This is a genomic window from Alkalihalobacillus trypoxylicola, from assembly GCF_001590785.1.
Classification (GTDB): Bacteria; Bacillota; Bacilli; order Bacillales; family Bacillaceae_D; genus Alkalihalobacillus; species Alkalihalobacillus trypoxylicola.
The window spans coordinates 61,377-86,933 of record NZ_LTAO01000005.1; the positions used below are offsets into that span (position 1 = coordinate 61,377).

General features: G+C 36.9%; 27 protein-coding genes. 26 read left to right on the top strand and 1 reads right to left on the bottom strand.

What is annotated here, in order from left to right; all coding sequences use genetic code 11:
* Nucleotides 1-243: 243 nt before the first annotated feature.
* The 17 genes from AZF04_RS04885 (at nucleotide 244) to AZF04_RS04965 (ending at nucleotide 16,826) form a co-directional block, all read left to right on the top strand.
* On the top strand, nucleotides 244-1,350 hold the full coding sequence (locus AZF04_RS04885) for a DUF4097 family beta strand repeat-containing protein (RefSeq protein ID WP_061947794.1): 1,107 nt from the start codon (nucleotides 244-246) through the stop codon (nucleotides 1,348-1,350).
* A gap of 82 nt (nucleotides 1,351-1,432) precedes the next feature.
* Nucleotides 1,433-1,630, top strand: a complete 198-nt coding sequence (locus AZF04_RS04890; protein WP_061947795.1) for a PspC domain-containing protein — start codon at nucleotides 1,433-1,435, stop codon at nucleotides 1,628-1,630.
* Nucleotides 1,627-1,974 (top strand): phage holin family protein, encoded by a 348-nt coding sequence (locus AZF04_RS04895; RefSeq protein WP_045485144.1) that lies wholly within the window; start codon nucleotides 1,627-1,629, stop codon nucleotides 1,972-1,974. The genes AZF04_RS04890 and AZF04_RS04895 overlap by 4 nt, the downstream gene beginning before the upstream one ends.
* A gap of 1,572 nt (nucleotides 1,975-3,546) precedes the next feature.
* Entirely contained in the window at nucleotides 3,547-5,133 is a 1,587-nt protein-coding gene (locus tag AZF04_RS04900; protein WP_061947796.1) for a PucR family transcriptional regulator, read from the top strand.
* Between the two features lie 240 nt (nucleotides 5,134-5,373).
* Nucleotides 5,374-6,021, top strand: coding sequence for an aspartate/glutamate racemase family protein (locus AZF04_RS04905; protein ID WP_061947797.1), 648 nt, complete (start codon nucleotides 5,374-5,376; stop codon nucleotides 6,019-6,021).
* Nucleotides 6,021-7,595: an OPT/YSL family transporter gene (locus AZF04_RS04910; protein WP_061947798.1), complete on the top strand. Its 1,575-nt coding sequence runs from the start codon at nucleotides 6,021-6,023 to the stop codon at nucleotides 7,593-7,595. The genes AZF04_RS04905 and AZF04_RS04910 overlap by 1 nt, the downstream gene beginning before the upstream one ends.
* A gap of 15 nt (nucleotides 7,596-7,610) precedes the next feature.
* Nucleotides 7,611-8,669 carry an S-methyl thiohydantoin desulfurase domain-containing protein gene (locus AZF04_RS04915; protein WP_061947799.1) on the top strand — a complete coding sequence of 353 codons (1,059 nt, stop codon included), beginning with the start codon at nucleotides 7,611-7,613 and terminating at the stop codon, nucleotides 8,667-8,669.
* Nucleotides 8,670-8,685: 16 nt separating this feature from the next.
* Nucleotides 8,686-9,621 (top strand): DUF1177 domain-containing protein, encoded by a 936-nt coding sequence (locus AZF04_RS04920; protein ID WP_045485134.1) that lies wholly within the window; start codon nucleotides 8,686-8,688, stop codon nucleotides 9,619-9,621.
* Nucleotides 9,622-9,624: 3 nt separating this feature from the next.
* Nucleotides 9,625-10,287 carry an AroM family protein gene (locus AZF04_RS04925; protein WP_061947800.1) on the top strand — a complete coding sequence of 221 codons (663 nt, stop codon included), beginning with the start codon at nucleotides 9,625-9,627 and terminating at the stop codon, nucleotides 10,285-10,287.
* Between the two features lie 109 nt (nucleotides 10,288-10,396).
* On the top strand, nucleotides 10,397-11,314 hold the full coding sequence (locus AZF04_RS04930) for an aminopeptidase (RefSeq protein WP_061947801.1): 918 nt from the start codon (nucleotides 10,397-10,399) through the stop codon (nucleotides 11,312-11,314).
* 32 nt (nucleotides 11,315-11,346) lie between these two features.
* On the top strand, nucleotides 11,347-11,907 hold the full coding sequence (locus AZF04_RS04935) for a nitroreductase family protein (protein ID WP_061947802.1): 561 nt from the start codon (nucleotides 11,347-11,349) through the stop codon (nucleotides 11,905-11,907).
* The gene (locus AZF04_RS04940; protein WP_061947803.1) at nucleotides 11,898-12,479 is read left to right on the top strand and encodes a nitroreductase family protein; all 582 of its coding nucleotides are present in this window, start codon (nucleotides 11,898-11,900) and stop codon (nucleotides 12,477-12,479) included. The genes AZF04_RS04935 and AZF04_RS04940 overlap by 10 nt, the downstream gene beginning before the upstream one ends.
* A gap of 324 nt (nucleotides 12,480-12,803) precedes the next feature.
* Entirely contained in the window at nucleotides 12,804-13,739 is a 936-nt protein-coding gene (gene hprK / locus AZF04_RS04945) for an HPr(Ser) kinase/phosphatase (protein WP_045485123.1), read from the top strand.
* A gap of 24 nt (nucleotides 13,740-13,763) precedes the next feature.
* Nucleotides 13,764-14,633: a prolipoprotein diacylglyceryl transferase gene (gene lgt / locus AZF04_RS04950; protein WP_061947804.1), complete on the top strand. Its 870-nt coding sequence runs from the start codon at nucleotides 13,764-13,766 to the stop codon at nucleotides 14,631-14,633.
* Nucleotides 14,634-14,717: 84 nt separating this feature from the next.
* A complete protein-coding gene (locus tag AZF04_RS04955) occupies nucleotides 14,718-15,692 on the top strand; it encodes a nucleoside recognition domain-containing protein (protein ID WP_235599925.1) in 975 nt (324 codons plus the stop codon).
* On the top strand, nucleotides 15,682-16,332 hold the full coding sequence (gene ppaX, locus AZF04_RS04960; protein ID WP_061947805.1) for a pyrophosphatase PpaX: 651 nt from the start codon (nucleotides 15,682-15,684) through the stop codon (nucleotides 16,330-16,332). Before AZF04_RS04955 ends, ppaX begins: the two co-directional genes overlap by 11 nt.
* A 50-nt stretch (nucleotides 16,333-16,382) precedes the next feature.
* On the top strand, nucleotides 16,383-16,826 hold the full coding sequence (locus AZF04_RS04965) for an acyltransferase (protein ID WP_061947817.1): 444 nt from the start codon (nucleotides 16,383-16,385) through the stop codon (nucleotides 16,824-16,826).
* An 81-nt stretch (nucleotides 16,827-16,907) separates the two neighbouring features.
* Here AZF04_RS04965 and AZF04_RS04970 read toward each other — a convergent pair whose 3' ends face one another.
* Nucleotides 16,908-17,600 carry a queuosine precursor transporter gene (locus AZF04_RS04970; protein ID WP_061947806.1) on the bottom strand — a complete coding sequence of 231 codons (693 nt, stop codon included), beginning with the start codon at nucleotides 17,598-17,600 and terminating at the stop codon, nucleotides 16,908-16,910.
* Between the two features lie 1,091 nt (nucleotides 17,601-18,691).
* On the opposite strand from AZF04_RS04970, the gene AZF04_RS04975 reads away from it, so the two are divergent.
* The 9 genes from AZF04_RS04975 to AZF04_RS21105 all read left to right on the top strand — a co-directional run bounded on the left by AZF04_RS04975 (nucleotide 18,692) and on the right by AZF04_RS21105 (nucleotide 25,475).
* Nucleotides 18,692-19,879: an ATP phosphoribosyltransferase regulatory subunit gene (locus AZF04_RS04975; protein ID WP_061947807.1), complete on the top strand. Its 1,188-nt coding sequence runs from the start codon at nucleotides 18,692-18,694 to the stop codon at nucleotides 19,877-19,879.
* Nucleotides 19,876-20,514, top strand: a complete 639-nt coding sequence (hisG, locus tag AZF04_RS04980; protein ID WP_061947808.1) for an ATP phosphoribosyltransferase — start codon at nucleotides 19,876-19,878, stop codon at nucleotides 20,512-20,514. Before AZF04_RS04975 ends, hisG begins: the two co-directional genes overlap by 4 nt.
* Entirely contained in the window at nucleotides 20,511-21,791 is a 1,281-nt protein-coding gene (gene hisD / locus AZF04_RS04985; RefSeq protein ID WP_061947809.1) for a histidinol dehydrogenase, read from the top strand. The genes hisG and hisD overlap by 4 nt, the downstream gene beginning before the upstream one ends.
* Entirely contained in the window at nucleotides 21,788-22,375 is a 588-nt protein-coding gene (gene hisB / locus AZF04_RS04990) for an imidazoleglycerol-phosphate dehydratase HisB (RefSeq protein ID WP_061947810.1), read from the top strand. The genes hisD and hisB overlap by 4 nt, the downstream gene beginning before the upstream one ends.
* Nucleotides 22,376-23,017 (top strand): imidazole glycerol phosphate synthase subunit HisH, encoded by a 642-nt coding sequence (hisH, locus tag AZF04_RS04995; protein ID WP_061947811.1) that lies wholly within the window; start codon nucleotides 22,376-22,378, stop codon nucleotides 23,015-23,017.
* Nucleotides 23,010-23,747: a 1-(5-phosphoribosyl)-5-[(5-phosphoribosylamino)methylideneamino]imidazole-4-carboxamide isomerase gene (gene hisA, locus AZF04_RS05000; RefSeq protein ID WP_061947812.1), complete on the top strand. Its 738-nt coding sequence runs from the start codon at nucleotides 23,010-23,012 to the stop codon at nucleotides 23,745-23,747. The genes hisH and hisA overlap by 8 nt, the downstream gene beginning before the upstream one ends.
* Entirely contained in the window at nucleotides 23,747-24,505 is a 759-nt protein-coding gene (hisF, locus tag AZF04_RS05005) for an imidazole glycerol phosphate synthase subunit HisF (protein ID WP_061947813.1), read from the top strand. The genes hisA and hisF overlap by 1 nt, the downstream gene beginning before the upstream one ends.
* Entirely contained in the window at nucleotides 24,502-25,128 is a 627-nt protein-coding gene (hisIE, locus tag AZF04_RS05010) for a bifunctional phosphoribosyl-AMP cyclohydrolase/phosphoribosyl-ATP diphosphatase HisIE (protein WP_061947814.1), read from the top strand. Before hisF ends, hisIE begins: the two co-directional genes overlap by 4 nt.
* A 170-nt stretch (nucleotides 25,129-25,298) precedes the next feature.
* The gene (locus AZF04_RS21105; protein ID WP_161485253.1) at nucleotides 25,299-25,475 is read left to right on the top strand and encodes a hypothetical protein; all 177 of its coding nucleotides are present in this window, start codon (nucleotides 25,299-25,301) and stop codon (nucleotides 25,473-25,475) included.
* Nucleotides 25,476-25,557: the final 82 nt, after the last annotated feature.

Below are 25,557 nucleotides of genomic sequence, written 5' to 3' on the forward strand. Positions count from 1 at the left end.
TAAGCACTTGACCATATGTAGGAGACGGAAAGAAAGCGTTTGTCTTTGTAGGCACGAAGGCGAAGGCAAATGAGAAGAGAATGTCTTGATTCCTGAGCAGATGACAGAGCCRAGWAACGAAGAAAGCGAGCGCTTGACTCCGTCTCCAAAAAAAATGAAACTATTTATGAACCACTACCGTATATCTATTAAAACCATTAAACAGTTTTAAGCAAACTGCTAAATAGTGAAGGGGTGTAACAAATGCAAGAGAAGAAAATGATTCTAAAGATGATTGAAGACGGAAAAATTACAGCTGAAGAAGGTATTAAATTACTTGAAGCAATGGAATCTGGTGAGAAGCAATCAAAAAGCAAGGAGTCAACTAACTCTGAGTATTTGTCAACGGATGTAAATTGGGATGAGGGAGAGGAATATCGCGAGCGTAACCGTGAAACAAGCTCAACAGCTAGTAACAAATTAGCAGACTTTTTTGATACGGCCATTAAAAAAATAAAAGACTTTGACTTAGATTTTAATTTTGGCTCGTCTGTAAATGTTGACCATGTTTTTCAGCATACTTCTGTATCCCCTCATTCTATTGATGTATCGTTAGAGAATGGTTCTGTGGATCTTCTTTTATGGGATGAAGAGGATGTAAGAATAGAGTGTAAAGCGAAGGTATACCGCGTTCGTGATACGGATGAAGCTAGAAAAACACTTTTAGAAGATACAACTTTTAAAGTAGATGATAATAAGCTTTTATTCCATACAAAATCAAAGTCGATTAAAGTCAATACGATTGTTTATTTGCCTAAGAAAAAGTATGAACATATCAAGCTATATACATTTAACGGACAAATTTCTGGCGATGAATTAGATGTGAAAACACTTAACGTCCATACTCTAAATGGACCTATCTATATGAATCATCTAGCATCTAAAAAGGTTCATGCTGAAACGGTAAACGGAGCGATACAGTTAAAATATGCAGATATTGAATTAGTAGATGCGAAAACAGTCAATGGAGCGATTACGGCAACTGGTAAGATTCAGGATGCTGATTTGGAAACGGTCAATGGAACCATTACTTATGATTTAGACCCATTAAGCGATCCCAGTTATTTAGATGCAAAAGCAACCACTGGTAGCATTCACTTGTCTCTGCCTGAGGATATTCGTGCAGAAGCGAAACTCAAATCCAATGTCGGTGGTTATACGATTCATTTGGAGGATTATGAGATTCTAGAGGAAAAGAAAGAATTTGCACAAAAGAGTATTACTTTTGTTAGTAATCAAGAAGCATCTCCTCGACTAAAAATATATGCTCTTACGAATACAGGATCAATTGTTGTAAAGAAGCGAGATTAGGTGGTTATTATTAAGAAGATTTGTTATAGAGCTGAGTTTTATTTTATGGTAAAAGGGTAATATTTAAGGGAGGTGAATTTTTATGAAACGTTTAGTTCGTTCTATTGATGATAGAAAGCTAGCAGGTGTTTGTGGAGGGGTAGCCAAATACTTTAACATTGATCCCACTATTGTTAGAATTTTAATGGTTATTCTATTTTTTATCTCTGCAGGCTCAATGCTATTAGCTTATATCATTTCTGCTTTCATCATCCCTAATGAAGGAGATATTATCGAATGATTAGGTGGATAGTTGGTTTAGTATTAAATGCAGGATTATTATTAATATTAGATTATCTGTTCGAAGGGTTTGTTATTAGTGGCTTTGGTACAGCATTAATGGCTAGCTTGATATTATCTATTATTAATTTAATCATAAAACCGATCTTAATATTCTTTACATTGCCGATTACCATTATTACGCTAGGATTGTTTTTACTAGTAATTAATGGATTAACGTTATTTCTAACGTCATTAATTATAGGAGATCATTTTATTATCGAAAGCTTTGGTTTAGCTATAATCGCTTCGATTATTATCTCTATCGTGCAAACATTAGTTATAAAGCCGATAAAAAACGGATAAGGTTATTGAAAACTTCTTCATTGACATGAAGAAGTTTTTTTGGTTTTTATAACAAGACCAGGACAAAACCTGTTTTAAAATGACCACATGAGAGAAAATTGAAATGATGTTTAATGGATGCAAACACCAGGAACGAACCATGATCCCTTCTTACTGTGAAAAAATAGAGGGTTTTTTTGAAAGGGTAAATACCCTGTGAAGGTGTAAGCAAGCGGACACAAGGTACGGATACTCCAGTGGGAATAAGGGAATAAGTGGCCATACCGAAATCCACTTTTAAAACAGTTAGTTCGGTGCTACCCCACTGGACGCAAATTGTCTTGGGGGATCTAACAGCTGGGCACCTAACATTTGTGTAAATCATTCGTTCATGAGTGTTGACTCATCCTCTTTTTTGTTTTATAACGTAGCCATTATAGGATTAAATTTGTTATTCTAAATTTATCCTATTTTTATATAAGTGGAGTGAATTTCATAATTGCTCTATAAGTGAATAAATCCGAACATTTAAAAAGGTCCTGAATTTTTGCGAATTTCATTTGTTGATTGTAACGGTAGGTAGTGACTCCCAAAGGATCAGCGCAGTGTGAAGATCCACTCTGACGAAGCTTTGCGTAGTCAGAGTTAGCTGAAGACAAGCCCTTGGGAANGTAGTGACTCCCAAAGGATCAGCGCAGTGTGAAGATCCACTCTGACGAAGCTTTGCGTAGTCAGAGTTAGCTGAAGACAAGCCCTTGGGAAAGCATCTATTTAAAGTGGAAATCAAAAACCAAATCGTTCAGTTTTCATTAAAAGATCGAAATGCCAAATAGGTTTAAGTGAATAAATCCGAACATTTAAAAAGGCCCTGAATTTTTGCGCATTTCACTTGTTGATTGAACGGTAGGTAGTGACTCTCGAAGGATGAGCGCAGTGTGAAGATCCACTCTGACGAAGCTCTGCGTAGTCAGAGTTAGCTGAAGACAAGCCCTTGGGAAAGCATTTACCTAAAGTGGAAATCAAAAACCAAATCGTTCAGTTTTCATTAAAAGATCGAAATGCGAAATAGGTTTAAGTGATTAAATCCGAACATTTAAAAAGGTCCTGAATTTTTTCGAATTTCACTTGTTGATTGAACGGTAGGTAGTGACTCCCAAAGGATCAGCGCAGTGTGAAGATCCACTCTGACGAAGCTTTGCGTAGTCAGAGTTAGCTGAAGACAAGCCCTTGGGAANAGGTAGTGACTCCCAAAGGATCAGCGCAGTGTGAAGATCCACTCTGACGAAGCTTTGCGTAGTCAGAGTTAGCTGAAGACAAGCCCTTGGGAAAGCATCTACCTAAAGTGGAAATCAAAAATCAAATCGTTCGATTTTCATTATAAGATATGAGTGATGAAATGGATTCAGTTAAATCGATCAAAAAATAAATATATTATAAGTACTAATTAGGAAATAATTTTATAATTGATTTAATCAAAAGGAAAAATTTTATAGTTGTGTTAAGAAAAAAGGGGTAAAATATAAAAATAATAGTAGGAATATACTCCGAAACAGCAAAAAGCATGAAAAGAAATTAAGGAATGGGAGAGCAATCATGAATATATCAGATGTATTGAAATTATCTAATGATTCTAATCTCAAGCTTATTGCAGGAGAAAAAGGAAAAGATAGGAAGGTAGAAACGATTGAAGTCATGGAAGTTCCCCAGCCTGAAGAATGGGCTAATTCAGGAGTATTAGTCATAACTACTTTTTATTCTGTGCAAAATGACAGTGAAGAGCAGTTACGGATTGTGAAAGAGCTTATCCAAAATCGAGCAGCTGGGCTGATAGTCAAAATCGGTAAATTTATCAAAGACTTATCTGAACCAATCATAAAATTAGCAAATGATCATGATTTTCCGATATTATCTTTACCAAAAGAAGTTGCCTATATTGATATTTTATCACCATTGAACGCACAGCTTCATATGGAGAATTTGAAAAATCAAGACAGTATAAAATATTTAAAAGATGTCCAAATTTATATGAACAATTGGCATGAATCCGTAGAAAATGCTGTGAATGAATTAGCTAAAAAGCTATTATGCTCCATTTATATTGAAGATGAAAAAGGAAGATTATTGTATCATTCTAATTCTTTGGTTTTAGATGGATGGCGAGATAATACTTTATTATTTTCTTATCCTTCTAATGTACAATACGAGGAATTTTTAAAAAACTGGTCTGAAAAAGTAAATCTTAAAAATTACTTTTCTGAGGTTTTTGAACAAAAAAAACATATGATTATACCCGTTTATAGAAATCAAGAGCAACTCCTTTTTATTCATCTCGTATCGAATCGAAATGTAGTAACTGAGTATTTTGATACCAATACCATTGAATTAGTAAAAAATCGAATTCTTACAAATATGATAAGTGAGTATGCGGATTTACAAAGAGAATTCTTTCTAAAGGAACAGGAATGGCAGCAATTCAAAAAAAAGAATCCAACTGGACAATTTATTTTACTTTACTTAGAAAGAAGCTTGAATGAAGTGATTTATCAATCGACGGAATATTCGTTCGATTATCAAAGTTTACTTAAAAAATACTTAAAAGATTTATTAAGTAAAATAACAGAACAAAAGGATATATACATCTTTCAAACAGAGAAGGGTTTATTTATTTTCCTTAACATGACAAAAGAAATGAATGAACCGATGGAGCTTAAAAATTTAGTGAAGGAAATTTTTGAACAATCTCAGCTTCGTGATATGTATGTCGCCATAAGTCCTATATTTGAAAAGTTAACCGATTGGAATGATAAAAAATTCAATATAGTGAAAACACTGAAAGTGGGGAAAAAAATATACCCTAATGAATATATTCATTCTTATCATGAACTAGGTTTATATGAATTTTTAATTGAATTAAGCTCGCATCAACCGGTCCAAATATATGTAAAAAGTGTATTACAGGGGTTAAGCCAATCAGATCCTGTTTTAACTGAGACGTTAAATATGTATTTAAAGGAAAACGGAAATGCATCAAGAGCAGCTGAAAAGTTATTTGTAACAAGGAGAACTATAACGTACCGATTGCAGAGAATCAAAGATATATTAGGAATGGATCTCGATCGTGCTGAAGATATTTTTATTTTACAATTTTGTTTAAGAATCAATCATTTAGAAAATATTTAAGGTGATGTAATGTTTCAAAATAACGAAAAAGATTGTTAGAAAATGTTTCAATATGAAGATGGTTTAGTTTTAGCAAGTACTGAAACTAAGCCTTTTTTTATTTAAAGGAAGAGTGGATTTCACAAGTGAGAAATTATTTTGCAAATATTCTGCTCATGATGAACCTATACATTTAATTTTCGCACTATTAAAATAACTTAAACCACATAATAGTAAAAAGGATAGAAAGGAAGTGAGATATTGCTAGGCATTATCCGTGTTTTAACGACTACAGATGAACATATTTTATTAGAACACTCAAGATTAATGGAAGAGCGGTATCCAATCAAAACCGTTACCCATTGTATTGAGCAGCAGCCTTACGGAGTTCATGATGAGAAAACATTAGCAGAGTCTATTCCAAAAATTGTCCAACTAGCGAAAGAGATGGCAAGTCAATACGAATTAGACGCCTTAACGATAAGCTGTGCAGGAGATCCTGCTCTAGATGAAACTCGACTTGCTATTAACATTCCTGTCATTGGTGCTGGAATATGTGGTGCCCATTGTGCAGCGATGGCTGGAAATAAAGTAGGTGTAATTGGAATAACTGATGCTCCTCCAGAAAGGTTGAAGAAGGAACTAGCGGACTCATTTTTTTCTTATTCTTACGTACCAAACCTTCGAAAATCAACTGATTTATTTGGTGAGAATGCAAAAAAAGAATTAACTGACAAAATAAATGAAATAATAAAAAATGGTGCAAATACTATTTTATTTGCTTGTACAGGCTTCTCTACCATCCATTTAAAGAAATATTTATCCCAAAAAATATCTATTCCTGTAATAGATTTAGTCGATGCACAAGCAATGGCTTACCAAATTTTAAAACGTGAGGTGAATGAATAATGGAGAAAAAAATATTCGACTGGCAATTAATCCTATTTTCTATCTTTATTGCCATTTTTGGAGCAATTATTGGGATGCAGCTAATCACTTCATTAGGGATTACTCCAAATACATCTATTATAGGGGCTTTAATTGCTATATTAATTGCTAAAATACCACTTGAAATGTTTGCCAAATATCGCTCTCTCCAAACACAAAATCTATTACAAACAACGATATCATCGGCTACATTTGGTGCAGCCAATAGTTTACTTATTCCAATAGGTTTACCTTTTGTTATGGGGTTGCCAGAATTAATCATTCCAATGCTTATTGGAGCTGGACTGGCTTTACTTGTTGATGTCTTTTTGCTCTACCGTGTATTTGATTCTAGTATTTTTAGTAAAAAAGAAATTTGGCCTCCTGGTGTGGCAACAGCTGAAGCGTTAAAAGCAGGGGATCAAGGAGGTTCTAAAGCTAAATTTTTAGGATTAGGAATTGCAGGAGGAATGATTGGGGCTCATTTCGGAATAGCGATGTCAGCATTTGGGGTCGCTTTTATTGGAAACATATGGGCTTTGTCAATGTTTGGTTTAGGATTAATTTTTAGTGGCTATTCCGTTTCTTTAATTGGAATTGATTTAAATGCCTATTATATACCGCATGGAATGATGATTGGTGCGGGTCTTGTCGCATTATTACAATTCGTAATGACGATTGTTAAATTAAATAAAAAGAAAAAAGCAGCAGCGGCTGCTGGTCAAGAACTAGAAGAGGATTATACCAGATCTGAAAAGGATGTTCGTAAAGGGTTTGGAATCAGTTATGGATTATACTTTGGAATTGCTATCCTATTAGCGGTTATGGGTGGCTTAATATCTGATATGCCTTTATGGCAAATAGCTTTATTCGTTTTATTTGCTGCCTTTGCTACATTAGCAACTGAAGTAATTGTTGGGATTGCTGCCATGCATTCAGGCTGGTTTCCTGCCTTTGCCGTAACACTAATTGTGCTTATTGTTGGGATGATTATTGGATTTCCGCCAGAAGCATTAGCTTTATTAACTGGTTTTACCGCAGCAACAGGTCCTGCTTTTGCAGATATGGGCTATGACTATAAAACGGGAAGTATCCTAAGAAGAGGAGTAAGCACAGCAGAAGAACTAATTGGTCGTAGACAGCAATTAAAAAGTGGCTTAATTGGATTTTTTGTTGCGATTGCGATGGTTGCATTATTCCACCAAAGCTTTTTTGAACAAGATTTATTCCCACCAGTAAATGCGGTTTATGCAGCAACTATTGAATCTGGCTTAACTGGAAATGTAGGTTTAATGCTTCTTTTATGGGCGATACCTGGTGCTATTATTCAGTTAATAGGAGGTTCAAAGAGACAAATGGGAGTTTTGCTTGCAACTGGACTTCTTATAGCTAACCCTATTGCAGGTATTGCTGTACTGACAGGAATTACAATTAGAATTATTGTCTTAAAGGTTAAAGGACCTTCAGCTGAAACAGCGATGTATACAACAGCTGCTGGATTTATTGCTGGAGATGCTTTGTATAGCTTTTTCTCATCAATATGGAAAGCAAGATAATGGAGGAATGTACTAATGACACGTAGACAATTAACAAAAACTGAGGCGATTAGCGCTGTATATGGAGGTTGTATCTTAGGTGGAGGCGGAGGAGGCTGGATTTATGATGGCCTTGAGAAAGCTGATGCCGTTTTTGAAAAAGGAGCACCTATATTAGCTACAATCGATGAGTTTTCAAAGGAAGATTATGCAGCCTGTGTCGCATTAGTAGGAGCCCCTTCAGCAAAAAACTTATATGTAGATGCCCCTCAATTAGTAAAGACGATTGAGATGATGCAATCATTATATGAACACCCAATTTCAGCGATTATGACCAATGAAAACGGTGCTTCTACTACCATTAATGGATGGCTACAGGCGGTAGAAACAGGTTTACCCTTTATAGATGCACCTTGTAATGGTAGAGCTCATCCAATTGGATCGATGGGGTCACTTAATTTATCAGAGAAAACCGATTATACTTCCGTTCAAACCTTTGCTGGAGGAAAAGGCGACTATCAAGTCGCTGGCTCCGTATCGGCTTCTCTAAGCTTAGCTTCGGATACTGTGCGGGCGGTGAGTATTCAAGCTGGTGGAATGGTTGGAGTATGTCGTAATCCTGTGACCATCGATTATGTAGAAAAAAATGCTGCTGTCGGAGGAATTACACAAGCGATTCAATTAGGTGAAGTGTTCTTAGCGATTCCAGAGGGATATGAAAGAATAGAAAAAGTTGTGGAGTACTTAGAGGGAGAAATCGTTTTAAGTGGAAATGTTGATCAATATGAATTAAGGGAATCCGGTGGATTAGATATTGGTCTCATTCAAATAGGACAAACGGAAATCACGATTTGGAATGAATATATGACGCTTGAAACAAAAGGAAAGCGAGTGGGAACATTTCCTGATTTAATTATGACATTCGATACAGCAACAGGTAGACCGCTTGTGAGTGCTGAAATAAAAGCAGGAATGGACATAACCGTTATAAATGTTCCTAAGGAGAAATTACTACTAAGTACGACGATGTCTAATCAAAAGCTATTAAAAGCAGTAGAAGATGTTATCAATAAAAAAATGATTGAAATTGAGTAAGAGAGGAAGAATAATTATGTCTTTGAAGTTTACGATGGATGTATTAGAGCTATTAGATGACCCAAAAGCCAACGGTGAAAAAGTCGTTTCGCTTTTTAAGGATAAAGAATTTTGTGAGGCCTCATTTGAAACTGTAGAAGGTGAAGCAGGAGCCACTGATTTCGTAAAAATACTCGTTAAAGGAACGGCAGGCAAAAGCCAAGGAGGTCAAGCTCCTACTTTAGGTATTATTGGACGATTAGGTGGACTTGGAGCTAGGCCAACACGTATTGGATTTGTTTCTGATGGAGATGGTGCTGTAGCTGCGGTTTCAGCAGCCTTGAAATTAGCTGTGATGAGTGAAAAAGGAGACCGATTAGAAGGAGATGTTCTAATCACGACACATATTTGTCCTGATGCTCCAACTATGCCACATGAGCCTGTAGAATTTATGGGTTCACCTGTTGATATTTTAACGATGAATCAGTATGAAGTGATGGATGAGATGGATGCTATTTTATCTATTGATACTACTAAGGGAAATAAAGTCTTTAATCATAAAGGGTTCTCTATTTCTCCGACTGTTAAATCTGGCTATATCTTAAAGTTTAGCGATGATTTAGTCAGAATTATGGAAATGACTACAGGAGATTTACCACAGACTTTTGCTGTAACAACTCAGGATATAACTCCTTATGGAAATGAAGTCTTTCATATTAATAGTATTTTACAGCCGGCTGTAGCAACGGATGCACCTGTTGTTGGAGTAGCTATTACAGTGAAAAGCGCTGTGCCTGGAAGTGGGACAGGGGCTAGTCATGAGGTGGATATTGCTCAGGCTGTTCGTTTTTCGATTGAAGTGGCAAAAGAATTTACACTAAATAAAGTAAGCTTCTATGAGGAAAAGGAATTTCAGCGCCTCCAATCTTTATATGGCTCGATGAAGCATTTACAAACTTTAGGAAGTGAGTAATAAATGATGAAGGTCGGGATATTAACAATAGGACAGTCACCGAGAGTTGATGTCACACCAGCAATTAGTCGTATTTTAGGAGATGAAGTCGAGGTAATTGAACAGGGGGGGCTAGATAGATTATCAGAGGATAACCTGCTTTCTATCAAACCCTCTGAAGATGAAACGGTATATATATCTAAGCTTAGAAACGGAAAATCAGTGAGAATAGGTAAAACGAAGCTACTGCCGTTGTTGCAAGAGGAATTAATCGATTTAGAGCAAAAGGTAGACATCGTGATTATGCTTTGTACAGGAGACTTTCCAACATTAAAAACAACGAAACCGATTCTCTTTCCTGATCAATTATTATCAAATATTTTAGAAGCTGTGTTAAAAAAGAACGATATACTAGGGATTATCATTCCATTAGAAGAACAGCGTCTCACGCTTATTGAAAAATGGCAAGGAATAACTCCGACAATTGAAGTCGAAGTTGCTTCACCTTATGATGCAACAAGTGATGTTGAGGGAGCCGCTAAACGTTTAAAAGAAAAAGGGGCTACTACCATTGTTTTAGATTGCATGGGATATAACGAGCAACATAAAAACCAAGCAAAAAAGAGTGGTTTACCTATTATCCTTTCGAGTTATATGACCACTCGAATAGCTCAAGAATGGATATAGAGATAAAAAGGGTAGCGAGTTCTTATATTCAAAAAAGGACGTTAAAGCTATTTCATAAAAAGCAGCATGTTGTTAAAGGGGCTTTAAAGGGATGGAGTGAGGACTAAAGATGAGTAGCTTGAAAGAGATTGTCCACGAAATTATGAAAAATAATTTTCTGTATAAAAAGAATATATCCATTTTAGTTCTAACCGATAAAAGTAAGGTTGAACTAAGTAAAAAATTTTTAGAAGCATTAAAAGAGGATGGATGGAATGCTCAAATGTCTGAAATGGCAGACCGAAAAAAATCAGGAGAAGAGCCTCCAAAATCAATCGCACAAAAAATGTTAGACTTTGAGCTCGTATTTTGTTTAACAAAGCATTCTCTAACACATACAAATGCACGAAAAGAAGCCAATCACCACGGAATAAGTGTTATTACAATGCCTGGGATCACAGAGGATATGTTTTTGAACGGAGCGATGATGGCGGACTATTTACAGGTTGAAAAAGAAACAAACGAAATGGCAGAAAAATTAACGGATTGCGATGCGGTAACGATTTATACATCTGATCAATTAAAGCTCAGTATCCCAGTTAGTAAAAGAAAAGGAATTTCAAGCACAGGAGTTTTCCGGAAAAAAGCTTCCTCAGGAAATTTACCAAGTGGAGAAGCCTATATTGCTCCTATTGAGTATGAAGCAAATGGTCAGATTGAGATTAATGGTTCTATTGCAGGGATCGGGTTGTTAAAGGAGCCTATTCGTTTAACCATTGAAAATGGCAGATTAATTGATGCTACAGGAGAAGTTGGAGAGAGATTATTACAAATTCTTGGAGACGGTGAAGGTAGGCTGCTTTGTGAGTTAGGCATTGGGACGAATTATGCGGCCCGAGTGACAGGGAATATTTTAGAGGATGAAAAAGCCTATCAAACTATACATGTTGCTTTTGGCTCAAATCATACATTCGGTGGAACGATTAATACAAATGTTCATATTGATTGTGTGACAAAGAATCCATTAATTGAATGGAATTTAACATAGTTGAGCAATGATTCTTACAGGGAGCTGCTTATATGACAAAAGAAATTCTTGAATTAATGAGTGATATCGTAAATGTCAGAAATTATAAAGAGAAAGAGATCCCAAAAGAAACGTTAGAAAATATGTATGAAGGCTTTCGTTGTGGTCCTGCTTCTATTAGCACACAGGCAAGAGAATTAGTCATTATTGAAAATAAGAGTAGCAGTCAAGCTTTGGTAGAGGCTACATTAAATCCATATTTAACAAAAGATAGCTATGGTGCTCAAAAATGGATTATTACTGCACCATTTGTTAGTGTGGTTATTATTGAAATGAGAAGAGCTATAGCTAGAGTTGGGGAATCAGGTCTTTCGTTTGCTATGCAAGAATCTGAGGCGTCTATACAAAATATGCGCCTAATTGCCAAAAGTGAAGGTCTTGTAACGGCTACTATACGAGAATTTGATGGAGAAAAGCTTAAAAAGAATTTGAATTTGCCATGGTATGTAATACCCGTTGCCATTGTAACGGCTGGCTATCCTATGGAGGAAGAGAGTGAGAATACTCCGAAGCTAGAGATGATGGAAGTGGTGAGTAAAAATAGATGGACGTAAATCAAGAGCAAAAATGGCTGAAACCAATGGAAAATCGATTAAGCTGCCGTTCTTTTATCAAAAAAAAGATTGAAAAAGAGATTCTATATGACATGATTCGGGCAGGTACTCTTGCACCCTCTAGTGGAAATATGCAGCCTTGGGAATTTGTCATTATTGATAATGAAGAGACGCAAAGCTCAATCGTTGCACAGACCTTTGCAGGTTTTTATTCAGAGCAGGCCCCTATGCAAGCATGGATACTAGAAGCTCCGATTTTGCTAGTTGCATGTGCAAACTATAAAAGAACAAAAGCAAGGTACGGAGATTTGGCTAATAAATGGGTTGAAATTGATACAGCTTCAGCTGTGCAAAATATCCTCTTGGCAGGTGTGAATTATGGGGTTTATGGCTGCTGGGTTGGTGGATTCAAGGAAAAGTCAGTGAGTAAACTATTAAAACTTCCTCCTTATATTAAGCCAATAGGATTGATTCCACTTGGCTATCCCTCCTTTATTGGAAAACCGAAATATAAAATGGATCCTACATGGATTACTCACCATAACGAATATAATCAGTCTTTCTTTATATGAAAGGCATGGTGAATTTGAAAAAAATCATTTTATTTTGAGCGACGGACACTTGTCGCTCGTTTTTTGTTTGGATGAGTGAAGTACTTCTCACATAGTCGTTAAATGTTTGAAAGCTTAGTGTTTGTATGTCAGGCGCTATGCTAGAGCTCTATTTTTAAAATAAGGTTTCATTAAAGTCTTTTGTTTAGTCAAAGTGCCTCCGTTTGTAAAGAAGTTTTGCAAAGTATTTTTTCCAATAAAAACGTGATAAAATGATTATGTGTTTGTAAAAATGAAAGAGGCATTGTATATAAGAAGATTTCTGATTATAAGGTGGGAGTATGAGTGGGAAAAGTTAATGCGAATGATTTATTAGAACGATTTCAGTTTGAACTATTAGCGGGTGAAGAAGGAATTTATAGACCTATTACGACTAGTGATATTTCACGTCCGGGGATTGAAATGGCCGGCTTTTTTACGTATTATCCTGCCAAGCGTATTCAGTTAATTGGTATTACAGAGCTATCCTTTTTTGAAAGATTAGCAACCGAAGAAAAAATGGATCGTATGCTAAAGCTTTGTACATATGATACTCCAGCTATTATTTTGTCTAGAGGATTAGACGCTCCTGTTGAACTGGTTGAGGCAGCTGAAGAGAATGGTGTTCCATTATTACGCTCCTCGCTTACTACTACAAGACTAAGTACTAAAATAACAGATTACCTAGAAAGTGAGCTAGCCCCTTTAACGGCGGTTCATGGAGTATTAGTAGATATTTATGGAATTGGTGTGTTAATTACAGGAAATAGTGGAGTCGGTAAAAGTGAGACCGCTTTGGATTTAATTCGACGTGGACATCGATTAGTTGCCGATGATTCGGTAGAAATAAGGCAAGAGCATGGAAATACATTAATAGGGAAGCCACCAGAGCTTTTACAGCACTTACTAGAAATTAGAGGATTAGGTATTATAAATGCTATGACTCTATTTGGAGCAGGCGCCGTTCGTCCATATAAAAGAATTGTTCTCTGTATTAATTTAGAGCTTTGGGATCAGAAAAAGGCTTATGATCGTCTAGGGCTTGAAGAAGAAACGATGAAAATCATTGATACCGAGATTACGAAGCTAACCGTTCCTGTACGTCCTGGTCGAAACTTAGCCGTTATTATTGAAGTTGCAGCCATGAACTATCGATTAAAAAGACTTGGCTATAATGCGGCACAAGAATTTTCTACTAGATTAACGGAATTAATTGAAGAAGGAGACCATGAAGAGTATTAATTTATCATTAGTAGAGGTGACACAATGAATGAACCATTAGACAGAATTTTTATCCAAATTGGACCTGTTCCTATTTATTGGTATGGAGTCATTATTGGGTTAGGTGTTTTATTAGGATATTTGGTAGCCAATCGCGAAGCCAATAAAATAGGTCTACCAAAAGATACATTTGCCGATTTATTACTGTATGCTTTACCGATTTCTATTATTTCGGCTAGACTATACTATGTCATATTTAGGTGGGACCAGTTTGCAGATGATCCGATCTCTATTTTTAAAGTATGGGAAGGCGGAATTGCTATTCATGGAGCCTTAATTGGAGCTGTATTAACAGCCTATTTCTTCACAAAAAGAAGACAGCTTTCATTTTGGCAGCTTGCAGATATTGCCGCACCGAGCATTTTAATCGGGCAAGCGATAGGACGTTGGGGTAACTTCATGAATCAAGAGGTTTACGGTGGAGAGGTATCTCGAGAATTTTTAGAAGGTTTATTTTTACCCGATTTTATTATTAACCAAATGTTTATAAATGGAGCTTATCACCATCCTACTTTCTTATACGAATCTTTATGGAATATAGTGGGTGTTATTCTACTTCTTTCTTTAAGAAGATTAAATTTAAGACAAGGTGAGATTTTCTTAAGCTATGTGATTTGGTACTCAGTAGGTCGTTTCTTTATAGAAGGAATACGAACTGACTATCTATTAATAGGGGACACTCTGAAAACGGCTCAAGTCATCTCTATCATATTAGTGATTGTTTCATTCTTTATATTGATTTCAAGAAAATTAAATCCTGATGTTCCGAGATATGTAGATTTGCCGAAATCATTAGAAAAAAATCAGAGCAAGCAAAAAAAGACTTCATCTAAAAAGAAGAAAAAGAAAAAATAATAAGGCGATAATCAAAAATTAAAAAGCCTTATTCGTTTATTTACTTAGTACCTACTAAATAGAAAAAACAGGTAGTAAGTGTTGATGAAGGAGTGGATGAAAATCGGTGTATTAAAAAGAGGTTTACTTGTAGGCTTAGAAACAACATGGACTTTAGGTAAAATCATTTTTCCGATTACTATACTAGTAACCATATTAGGATATACCCCCATATTAGGATATATTGCTACTTTATTATCGCCCTTATTAGGCGTTATTGGCTTGCCAGGTGAAGCGGCGATTCCTCTAGTAATGGGGAATCTCCTGAACTTATTTGCTGGAATTGGCGCAATCCTAACTTTAGATTTAACTGTGAAGGAAGTCTTTATTTTAGCTACGATGCTTTCCTTTTCGCATAATTTATTAATTGAATCGGCTGTTGCCAAAAAGGTAGGAATCAAAATTTCGGTAGTATTAGCAGTTCGAATTGGATTGGCTATTTTTTCAGCTTTTATGATTAATTTATTATGGCAGGGTGGAGAACAACAAGCTCAATATGGTTTTTTTCCATCACCCGAAGCCGAAGTAGTTCCGGTAGGATGGGGAGGAATTATTTGGTCTGGAGTTGAAAGTGCATTAATGGGAATCGCTCAATTAGCTTTAATAGTCATTCCTTTAATGATCGTGATACAAATAATGAAAGAGCGTCAATGGTTAAAGGTCTTATCAAAATGGATGTCACCCTTTACGAAGCTGATAGGAATTCAAGCAAATACGTCCACAACACTAGCCTCTGGATTGGTGATTGGTCTTGCTTATGGAGCAGGGGTTATGATTCAAGCGGTTAAAGAGGATGGAGTCAAAAAGAAGGATTTATATTTAGTTTTTATTTTCTTAGTTGCCTGCCATGCTGTTGTTGAAGATACTGTCGTTTTTATTCCGCTCGGCATACCTGTATGGCCTTTATTATTAATTAGAATTGTGACGGCTATCATTTTAACAATGTCAGTGGCTTACATTTGGAGATACTTAGAAATGAAGCAAAACCAAGGAAGAAAGGAAACGAGATATGAGCATTGATACGATATTATTTGATTTAGATGGAACACTCATTAACACAAATGAATTAATCATTGAATCTTTTTTGTATACTTTGGAGCAGTATAAGCCTGGTGAGTACAAACGGGAAGATGTGATATCTTTTATAGGACCACCTTTAGTTGATAGCTTTCAACAAGTAGAACCATCAAAGGTAGATGAAATGGTTCAAACATATAGAGCTTACAATCATAAGCATCATGATCAACTTGTAACAGAATATGAAGGAGTATATGAAGCCCTTGAAAAGCTTTCAAAAGAAGGTTATAAGCTCGCTGTGGTGACAACAAAAATTAAAGATACAGCTTATATGGGATTAAAGCTAACAGGTCTCGATGCTTTCTTCGATGTTGTGGTGGGATTAGACGATGTGAGTAAAAGTAAACCTGATCCAGAGCCTTTAGATTTAGCTCTAGAAAAGTTAGGGTCATCAAGAGAAAGAGCTATGATGGTTGGTGATAGTCAATATGATGTTCTGGCCGGAAAGAATGCGGGTATTCCAACTGCTGCTGTAGCTTGGTCTATAAAGGGAGAGGACTTTATTCGTTCCTTGGAGCCTACTTACATGCTTAACGATATGAGAGATTTATTAGAAATATTAGGAGGCGTAACAAATAAGTGAGCCGAAAGACGGTGCGTTATCCAGTTGAACATACAAATTCATTATGGCAAATGTATAAAACCGTATCCTTTTGGAAGGTTGTAAAGAATTTTATTTGTATTCAAATTGCGCGATATACTCCTTTTTTAAAGGTGAAAAATTGGTTATATCGAAAGGTATTAAGAATGCAGGTAGGCAATGAAACAGCGGTTGCCTTAATGGTGATGATGGATATTATGTATCCTGAGAAAATTACAATCGGAAGAAATTCAATTATTGGTTATAATACAACGATCCTCACTCATGAGTACTTAATTAAGGAATATCGTATCGGTCCTGTTCATATAGGAAATGAAGTAATGATAGGAGCGAACACAACCATTTTACCTGGGGTTACGATAGGAGATGGGGCTATTGTATCTGCTGGTTCATTGGTTCACAAAGATGTACCAGCCGGGGCTTTTGTTGGGGGTAATCCAATGAAAATCATCCGAAATGATGGGGAAACCGACTAAAAAGCAAAATCAGCGCTAAAGCTCAAAAGAGCTTTTAGCGCTGATTTTTTATATCTTATTCCTGTGCAGAGAATGAGATTTTTAATTCTCTGCTGGTTCATTTAGAGGTTTTATCTTTTTAGCCCAGTAAATGAAAGGAATCGCTATAACCGATACTAAAAATTTCATAATATAGGTTGTAAAAGCAATTTCTATCCAAATGTCAAAGCTGTACACTCCTAGAAATGCAATCGTACAAAAGATAATCGTATCTAAAGCCTGTCCGATTATATTAGAGACACTGTTTCGAAGCCATAGCATCGCGGTACTAGGAAAAAGCTTTTTGATGAATGCGTAAAGATACACATTAACATGGCTACTAATTAAGAAGGCAATTAGACTACCAATGGCAATTCTCATTGCAAAATCAAAAATGAAAGAGAGATGCTCTTGGGCTAAATCCTCTGGGTGTGGCTGAAAATAAATCGCCATTTGCATGATGATAGTAGACATAAATAACGTGGTAAATCCTAACCAGACTGCTCGTCTTGCCGTTGCTTTTCCATGTTTTTCATTTAACATATCTGTGGCAAGAAATGTGGTGGCATACATCACATTACCTAAAGTGACGATCAGTCCAAAAAGCTCGATCGTTTTAACAACCTGAATATTAGCAAGGATCGTGGCAAAACCAATCCAAGCAATCATCCCTGTTTTTCCATAAAGTTTATAAAATAAAACTAATAAGGAAAAATTGACAATCGCAAAAATAAATCCATATACTTCTGTTGGCATTTTTTTATCTCCTTTAGTTTTGATAACGCAGGAAGGTCACGAACTGCGTTGATACACATTATGACAATTTAACATAAAAAGAAGATTTCGTACAGTATTTTTAGGGCATAGAATGATAAATAAAGTTATAATGAATCAAGACTTATTTGGGGCTATTTGTTTAGTTAGTAAAAATATAGGAGTGATGAGGATATGGGGAGGAGCCCACATCCTCATGGGAATGGAGTTGCGTAACCATAAAAACTATGTAGCGGCTACGCATCGTATGAAGGGGGTAAGCAAATAAGCTTTGCTTAATAGTAGGATAAAGGCTAGGAATCGATACGACAAAGCCAGACATTCTTAGTAAGGTATTTTAAGAAAGAGGATACAGCCAATACACTAAGGTGGAATTCACCATAGTCGCTTGTATTCATCACTAAAAAGCTTAATAAATAGCTATTCACTAGAAATGGAATAAAAAGGTTGAATATTCCTACTTTTACTTGACGATCAATAGGAAGGAATGTAAAATACATAATATACTTTTGTTTATTAGCATATTAGCGAACTAAAGTAAAATTCGCCATTTAAATCATCTAATTGGATGAAAAATATAGATGAATTAATTTCATAATTCCTATCTTATAATGAAAACCGAACAATTGAGTTTTTGATTTACACTTTAGGTAGATGCTTTCCCAAGGGCTTGTCTTCAGCTAACTCTGACTACGCAGAGCTTCGTCAGAGTGGATCTTCAGACTGCGCTGACCCTTTGGGAGTCACTACCTACCGTTTCAATCAACAAGTTCATTCACAACCATTCAAGACATATTATAATGAAAACCGAAACAATTGAGTTTTTGATTTACACTTTAGGTAGATGCTTTCCCAAGGGCTTGTCTTCAGCTAACTCTGACTATTCAGAGCGTCGTCAGAGTGGATCTTCAGACGGCACTGATCCTTTGGTAATCACTACCTACCGTTTCAATCAAGAAGTTAATTTTCAAACGTTTAAAACATACTTCATAAGAAACGTTCGGTTTTATTCGTTTATAGAGCCATTATGAAATTCACTCAAATAGTAAAGAAATGATGAAGAGGTGATTTTGATGTCAAAACCATTTATGTTTGAAAAGCCCTTAGGGATGAGAGATACATTACCGGTACTGTATGAAACAAAAAATGAAGTGAAAAACCATATACTATCAGAAATTGAAAAGTGGGGATATCGATTTATTGAAACGCCAACATTAGAGTATTATGATACAGTCGGTCTGGCATCCGCGACACTAGATCAACAGCTTTTTAAATTGTTAGATTCTCAAGGACGCTCATTAGTACTGCGTCCAGATATGACGGCCCCTATTGCAAGATTAGTAGCATCGAGTTTGAAGGACCAAAGCTACCCCATTCGACTTGCTTATCAATCAACAGTGTTTCGTGCCCAACAGCATGAAGCAGGGAAACCAGCTGAATTTGACCAGCTCGGTATAGAGTTACTTGGTGACGGTACGGTAAGCTCAGACGGAGAAGTGATTTCTTTAATGATTTCCTCATTAGAAAAGTCTGGCCTAACATCATTTCAGGTTGCGATCGGTCATGTTGGGTTCCTAAAGGCGTTGTTATTAGATGTGGTAGGAAATGAGGAAAGAGCAGAGGTTTTAAGAAGGTTTTTATATGAAAAGAATTACGTAGGGTTTAAAGAGCATGTAAAAAGCTTATCTCTTTCTTCCATTGATAAATCAAGATTGCTTGACCTTCTTAAATTAAGAGGAGGCAAAGAAATTCTTGGTGTAGCGGCTGAAATTGTTCAAACAGAGGATGGAAAAAAAGCTGTAGCTGAGTTAAAGGAATTGTTTGAAGTACTTGAGTGTTACGACCTCGCTCAATATGTAAAGTTCGATCTCAATATCGTTCTTCATATGAGCTATTATACTGGTATAATTTTTGAAGGGTATGGGGAAAAATTAGGTGTTCCTCTTTCTAGCGGTGGTCGCTATGATGAATTATTAGAGAAATTTAATCGCCCGGCACAAGCTACTGGATTTGGAATTCGTTTGGATTTATTAGTTGAGGCATTAGGAGAAATGAGCGAACTATCTCCTCAATCTTGTATTATTTTTAGCCGTGAAAGAAGAGATGAAGCGGTTAGAATAGCGAATGAAAAGAGAAATAATGGAGAACCGGTTGTATTACAGGATTTAGCAGGAATTGAGGATGTTGATTTAATGACAGAACAGTTCGACGAAGTCTTATATTTTATCGGTAAACCACCAAAAGGAGGAGCGATTGTATGAGCGAACAATTAACAGTCGCTATGCCAAAAGGGAGAATTTTTGAAGAAGCGGTTGAGCTACTTCGCAAGGCTGGCTATCAACTGCCAGCTGAATTTGATGATTCTCGTAAATTAATTATTGATGTACCAGAAGAGAAAATGAGATTTATATTGGCTAAGCCGATGGATGTACCAACCTATGTCGAACACGGTGTAGCTGATATTGGAGTTGCAGGTAAAGATGTGATGATAGAAGAAGAGAGAGATGTTTACGAAGTTCTTGATTTGAAGATTAGCGCGTGTTACATGGCCGTTGCGGGTTTACCTGGTTATAAAAAGAAAGACATTAACCCGAAGGTTGCTTCCAAATACCCTAACCTTGCAACCCAATATTTTAAAGAGCAGGGTGAACAGGTAGAAATCATTAAGTTAAATGGTTCTATTGAATTAGCTCCATTAATTGGATTAGCTGACCGTATTGTAGATATCGTATCAACCGGTCAAACCTTAAAGGAGAATGGATTAATAGAATTAGAAACGATAGTCCCGATTACCTCAAGGGTTATTGTCAATCCAGTAAGCTATCGAATGAAGGATAAAACGATCGACCAAATGGTGGAGCGGTTGTATAACGTGATTGAGGAGGGCTCAGAGTGAAAATCGTTAACTTTCATGAAAATGTTAATGTAAAACGAGATGTAGACTCAGGGACAAAAGAGCAGCAGAATAGCGTTTTAACGATTATTAAGAACGTACAAGAACAAGGCGATCAAGCTCTATTACAATATACAAAGAAACATGACGGTGTTGATTTTCAGGCAAGTGAGCTACGAGTTAGTGAAGAAGAGATTAAGCAAGCTTATCATGAGGTGAATTCAGAAGCGATTGAGGCCATTCGATTAGCTATTGTTAATATTCGTGATTATCATGAGAGACAAGTCAATCAATCGTGGATGACAACAAAAGAGGATGGAACGATATTAGGGCAAAAAATGACGCCATTAGATTCAGTCGGAACCTATGTGCCTGGTGGGAAAGCGGCTTATCCTTCTTCTATTTTAATGAATATTATTCCAGCTCAAATTGCAGGAGTTAAAAAGATTATTATGACTTCACCGCCTCTTTCTAATGGAAAGCTGGCAGCAGTTGTATTAGTGACAGCTAATGAATTAGGTATTACCGACATTTACAAAGTGGGTGGAGCTCAAGCGATAGCTGCTTTAGCCTATGGTACTGAAACGATACCAAAAGTAGATAAAATTACAGGTCCAGGGAATATTTATGTGGCATTGGCAAAGAGAGCGGTGTTTGGAACCGTTGATATTGACATGATAGCTGGACCTAGTGAAATTGTGATCCTGGCAGATGAGCAGGCAAATCCAAGGTTTATTGCAGCCGATTTACTATCACAGGCAGAGCATGATGAGTTAGCATCAGCTGTACTCGTAACCCCTTCAGAGAAGTTAGCAAAAGCAGTCCAAGAAGAGGTGGAAGAGCAGCTATCCAGGTTACCTAGAAAAGAAATTGCTTCACAATCGATTGAAAGCTATGGAAGGATTTATGTAGTAGCTGATATTCTCGAAGGAATTCACGTGGTCAATCAAATTGCACCAGAGCATCTAGAAGTGATGACAAAGGACCCTCTTCGTTTATTAGGGAAAATTCGCCACGCAGGTGCTATTTTCTTAGGAGAGTATAGTTCAGAGCCAGTTGGTGATTATTTCGCGGGACCGAACCATATTTTACCAACTAACGGAACCGCTCGTTTTTCTAGTCCACTTAGTGTAGAAGATTTTATGAAAAAATCGAGTGTTATTTTTTATACAAAAGAAGCCTTTGATCATCAAGCCAAGCATATATCGACGTTGGCTAGACTTGAAGGGTTAGAAGCACATGCTCGTGCCATTGATATTCGATTGGAGGAACAATCATGAAAAGACAATCCTTTATTGAAAGAAACACAGGGGAAACGAAAATTAAATTAGATTTTACGGTAGATGGAGAAGGAAATGCGAATTTAAAAACGGGAGTTCCATTTTTAACCCATATGCTTGATTTATTTACAAAGCATGGTCATTTTAATTTAATGGTTGATGCAGTTGGAGATATTGAAGTGGATGATCATCATACAACAGAGGATATAGGGATATGTCTAGGTCATGCCTTAAAAGAAGCTTTAGGGGATAAAAAGGGAATTAAGCGCTATGGAAGTGCTTTTGTTCCGATGGATGAGGCCTTAGCGCATGTTGTCGTTGATTTGAGTAATCGACCTCATTTGGAGTTTCGTGCTGAGCTTCCTAGTGAGAAGGTTGGAACGTTTGATACGGAGCTCATTCATGAATTTTTATGGAAGCTTGCCTTAGAAGCACGAATGAATTTGCATGTAGTCGTACATTATGGACAAAATACGCATCACATAATTGAAGCGATATTCAAGGCTTTAGCGAGAGCATTAGATGAAGCCGCATCGATTGATAGTAGGGTGAAGGGGATTCCTTCGACGAAGGGAATGTTATAAATGATTGGAATTGTTGATTATGGTATGGGGAACTTACATAGTGTCAGTAAAGCATTAGAAAGACTTGGTTTTGAATATAAGATCAGCTCTGACATATATGTGTTAGTAGAGATGGATGGCTTGATTTTACCAGGTGTAGGTGCATTTCCAGATGCTATGGAAATCCTACAAGAAACAGGCTTAGCTGCATTTTTGCAGGATTGGGCTTATGCAAAAAGACCGTTACTCGGGATTTGCCTAGGGATGCAGCTTTTATTTAAAGAAAGCGAAGAATACCAGTTAACAGAAGGAATCGGTTTATTGCCTGGAAGAGTCGAGCGTTTTAAAGGTGTAAACGCGCAGGGAGAAGTATATAAAGTTCCTCATATGGGATGGAATAAATTAAGTTTTTCTGGAAATGATCATCCTCTACTAAAAGAGGTGGAGGAAGGACATGTTTATTTTGTTCATTCTTATGCTGTTAAAACAGAGGATTCGTCTATTTTATTAGCGACTGCAGATTATCATGAAGAGGTTCCTGCTGTAGTTGGTAGAGGTAATATCATGGGTACGCAGTTTCACCCAGAAAAAAGTAGTACTGTTGGAATGAATATCCTGAAGAACTTTGGAAAAATAGTGGAGGAGGCAAAAGAAAATGAATGAGTTCTCCATTTATCCCGCGATTGATATGAGGGGCGGAAAATGTGTTCGTTTAATTCAAGGAGATTATAATCAAGAAACCATATATGGGGATTCACCGTTTGAAATGGCTAAACAATTTGTTGAGGACGGTGCGAAGTGGATTCATATGGTCGACTTAGATGGAGCAAAATCAAAAAAACGGGTCAATCATGAATCGGTTCTCTCGGTTGCCCAACACTTAGACGCGAAGGTTCAAGTTGGTGGAGGAATTCGAACAGAAGAGGATGTTGAATTTTATTTAAATGCAGGAGTGAATCGAGTGATTCTAGGGAGTGTAGCGGTTCATAATCCAAACTTCACCAAAAAAATGCTGAATCAATATGGTGGAGAGAAAATTGCAATCGGCTTAGATGCTAGAGATGGGTTTGTGGCTACCGAAGGATGGTTAGAAACTTCTAATGTTCGAGCCGAGGAGCTCGGACAGGAGTTAGCAAAATTCGGAGCAGAAATTTTTATTTTTACTGACATTTCTCGAGATGGAATGTTATCGGGACCAAATACGAATAGCATTGTGTCGTTAGCAGAGGCAACGGGAAAGCAAGTGATAGCTTCAGGAGGGGTAAGTTCTTTGTCTGACTTACAGCAGCTGCGAGAACAACATCTTAACGGAATTGAAGGAGCGATTGTTGGTAAGGCGCTTTATACCAATCAATTTTCCTTGAAAGAAGCATTGAAGGGAGAATTGAAATAATGTTAACGAAAAGAATTATTCCTTGTTTAGATGTTAAGGAAGGAAGAGTAGTTAAAGGCGTTCAATTTGTCAACCTAAGAGATGCCGGAGATCCTGTAGAGTTAGCAGAATTTTATGATAGCGAGGGAGCAGATGAATTAGTATTTTTAGATATATCAGCCTCACATGAAGGAAGAGAGACGATGATCGATGTAGTCGAACAGGTAGCTGGAAAGCTTGCCATTCCTTTTACAGTGGGTGGAGGTATCAATACGCTAGAGGACATGAAAAGGGTTCTTCGTGCAGGAGCGGATAAGGTCTCATTAAATACTGCTGCCGTTAACCGACCAGAGCTAATTAAAGAAGGAGCAGACTTCTTTGGGGCACAATGTATAGTGGTTGCCGTCGATGCAAAATATGATAAAGACATTCGCTCATGGAGGATTTACACACACGGAGGTAGAAAAGCGACGGATTGGGAAGTACTAGACTGGGTAAAAGAGGCAGTACGTTTGGGTGCTGGAGAAATTCTTCTCACAAGTATGGACCAAGATGGTGAAAAAAAAGGTTTCGATGTAAAGCTAACGAAAGCGGTTAGTGCGGCTGTTTCTGTTCCTGTTATTGCATCAGGTGGAGCAGGGAAAGTCGACGATTTTACGGAGGTTTTTAATGAGGCTTCAGCAGATGCTGCATTGGCTGCTTCTATTTTTCACTATAAGGAAACTTCTGTAGCAGAGGTGAAAGACTATCTAAAAAAGGAAGGTGTACCTGTTAGATGAATATAGAAGATGTGAAATTTGATCATCAAGGACTTGTTTCAGCTATTGTACAAGATGCAGCAAGTAAGGAAGTATTAACCTTAGCCTATATGAATAAGGAATCCTTAGCCAAATCGGTGGATACAAGGGAAACATGGTTCTTTAGTCGATCTAGACAGGAATTATGGCACAAAGGAGAAACTTCTGGTCATACGCAAAGAATTATAGATATACGATACGATTGTGATAAGGATGCTTTGTTAGTTTTAGTTGAGCCATCAGGACCAGCTTGTCATACAGGGAGTTATACTTGTTTTTCAGAATCTCTATTGAATGATAATACGGTCGTTAAAAAGGACCGATACGCGATACTCAATGAATTAGAGGAGATTATTAGTAAACGTGAGGCAGAAATGCCTGAGGGAGCTTATACAACCTACCTTTTTGAAAAAGGAGTAGACAAAATATTAAAAAAAGTGGGGGAAGAAGCTGGCGAGGTAATTATTGCCGCTAAAAATCGTGACCCAGAAGAGTTAAAATGGGAGGTAGCCGATTTACTCTACCATATCCTCGTTTTATTAAGAGAACAGAAGCTACCCATTGATGAGGTATTGGCTGTTTTAGAAGAACGCCACAAAGCATAAAACAAAATAAATCAAAACACAATCCACTTCTGAAAATGGAAACGGTCATTTAGCCTAAAATGACCTTTTTATTATTGATACGGTCGAAATAAAGGGCTCTATTGGAAGGAAAAGCTGCTGGACTAGTGAAAAAGGTCAAAAGGGGAAGCTCTATTCACCAGTAGAGCTACATGAATAGTGAAAGTGGTCAAAAGGAAGCAGTCTATTCACCGGAAAAAGCGCCCGAACCAGGAAAATGGTCGAAAGGGGAAGCTCTATCCACCGATAGAGCTTCTAGACTAGTGAAAACGGTCAAAAGGAAGGATTCTATTCGTCCAAAAAGTGCTTGCACGATTAAGTCCATATAATTGTGTAAAAAGAAAAGGCCATTATCATGTCCGTGTTACAATGAGTTCGACGAAAAACCATCACACACGGAGGATATGATAA

Excerpts from the sequence above, each read along its gene's own strand:
- AZF04_RS04885 (WP_061947794.1), top strand. The coding sequence starts at position 244 with ATGCAAGAGAAGAAAATGATTCTAAAGATGATTGAAGACGGAAAAATT.
- AZF04_RS04890 (WP_061947795.1), top strand. The coding sequence starts at position 1,433 with ATGAAACGTTTAGTTCGTTCTATTGATGATAGAAAGCTAGCAGGTGTT.
- AZF04_RS04895 (WP_045485144.1), top strand. The coding sequence starts at position 1,627 with ATGATTAGGTGGATAGTTGGTTTAGTATTAAATGCAGGATTATTATTA.
- AZF04_RS04900 (WP_061947796.1), top strand. The coding sequence starts at position 3,547 with ATGAATATATCAGATGTATTGAAATTATCTAATGATTCTAATCTCAAG.
- AZF04_RS04910 (WP_061947798.1), top strand. The coding sequence starts at position 6,021 with ATGGAGAAAAAAATATTCGACTGGCAATTAATCCTATTTTCTATCTTT.
- AZF04_RS04915 (WP_061947799.1), top strand. The coding sequence starts at position 7,611 with ATGACACGTAGACAATTAACAAAAACTGAGGCGATTAGCGCTGTATAT.
- AZF04_RS04920 (WP_045485134.1), top strand. The coding sequence starts at position 8,686 with ATGTCTTTGAAGTTTACGATGGATGTATTAGAGCTATTAGATGACCCA.
- AZF04_RS04925 (WP_061947800.1), top strand. The coding sequence starts at position 9,625 with ATGATGAAGGTCGGGATATTAACAATAGGACAGTCACCGAGAGTTGAT.
- AZF04_RS04930 (WP_061947801.1), top strand. The coding sequence starts at position 10,397 with ATGAGTAGCTTGAAAGAGATTGTCCACGAAATTATGAAAAATAATTTT.
- AZF04_RS04935 (WP_061947802.1), top strand. The coding sequence starts at position 11,347 with ATGACAAAAGAAATTCTTGAATTAATGAGTGATATCGTAAATGTCAGA.
- AZF04_RS04940 (WP_061947803.1), top strand. The coding sequence starts at position 11,898 with ATGGACGTAAATCAAGAGCAAAAATGGCTGAAACCAATGGAAAATCGA.
- lgt (WP_061947804.1), top strand. The coding sequence starts at position 13,764 with ATGAATGAACCATTAGACAGAATTTTTATCCAAATTGGACCTGTTCCT.
- AZF04_RS04955 (WP_235599925.1), top strand. The coding sequence starts at position 14,718 with ATGAAGGAGTGGATGAAAATCGGTGTATTAAAAAGAGGTTTACTTGTA.
- ppaX (WP_061947805.1), top strand. The coding sequence starts at position 15,682 with ATGAGCATTGATACGATATTATTTGATTTAGATGGAACACTCATTAAC.
- AZF04_RS04965 (WP_061947817.1), top strand. The coding sequence starts at position 16,383 with ATGTATAAAACCGTATCCTTTTGGAAGGTTGTAAAGAATTTTATTTGT.
- AZF04_RS04970 (WP_061947806.1), bottom strand. The coding sequence starts at position 17,600 with ATGCCAACAGAAGTATATGGATTTATTTTTGCGATTGTCAATTTTTCC.
- AZF04_RS04975 (WP_061947807.1), top strand. The coding sequence starts at position 18,692 with ATGTCAAAACCATTTATGTTTGAAAAGCCCTTAGGGATGAGAGATACA.
- hisG (WP_061947808.1), top strand. The coding sequence starts at position 19,876 with ATGAGCGAACAATTAACAGTCGCTATGCCAAAAGGGAGAATTTTTGAA.
- hisB (WP_061947810.1), top strand. The coding sequence starts at position 21,788 with ATGAAAAGACAATCCTTTATTGAAAGAAACACAGGGGAAACGAAAATT.
- hisH (WP_061947811.1), top strand. The coding sequence starts at position 22,376 with ATGATTGGAATTGTTGATTATGGTATGGGGAACTTACATAGTGTCAGT.
- hisA (WP_061947812.1), top strand. The coding sequence starts at position 23,010 with ATGAATGAGTTCTCCATTTATCCCGCGATTGATATGAGGGGCGGAAAA.
- hisF (WP_061947813.1), top strand. The coding sequence starts at position 23,747 with ATGTTAACGAAAAGAATTATTCCTTGTTTAGATGTTAAGGAAGGAAGA.
- hisIE (WP_061947814.1), top strand. The coding sequence starts at position 24,502 with ATGAATATAGAAGATGTGAAATTTGATCATCAAGGACTTGTTTCAGCT.
- AZF04_RS21105 (WP_161485253.1), top strand. The coding sequence starts at position 25,299 with ATGAATAGTGAAAGTGGTCAAAAGGAAGCAGTCTATTCACCGGAAAAA.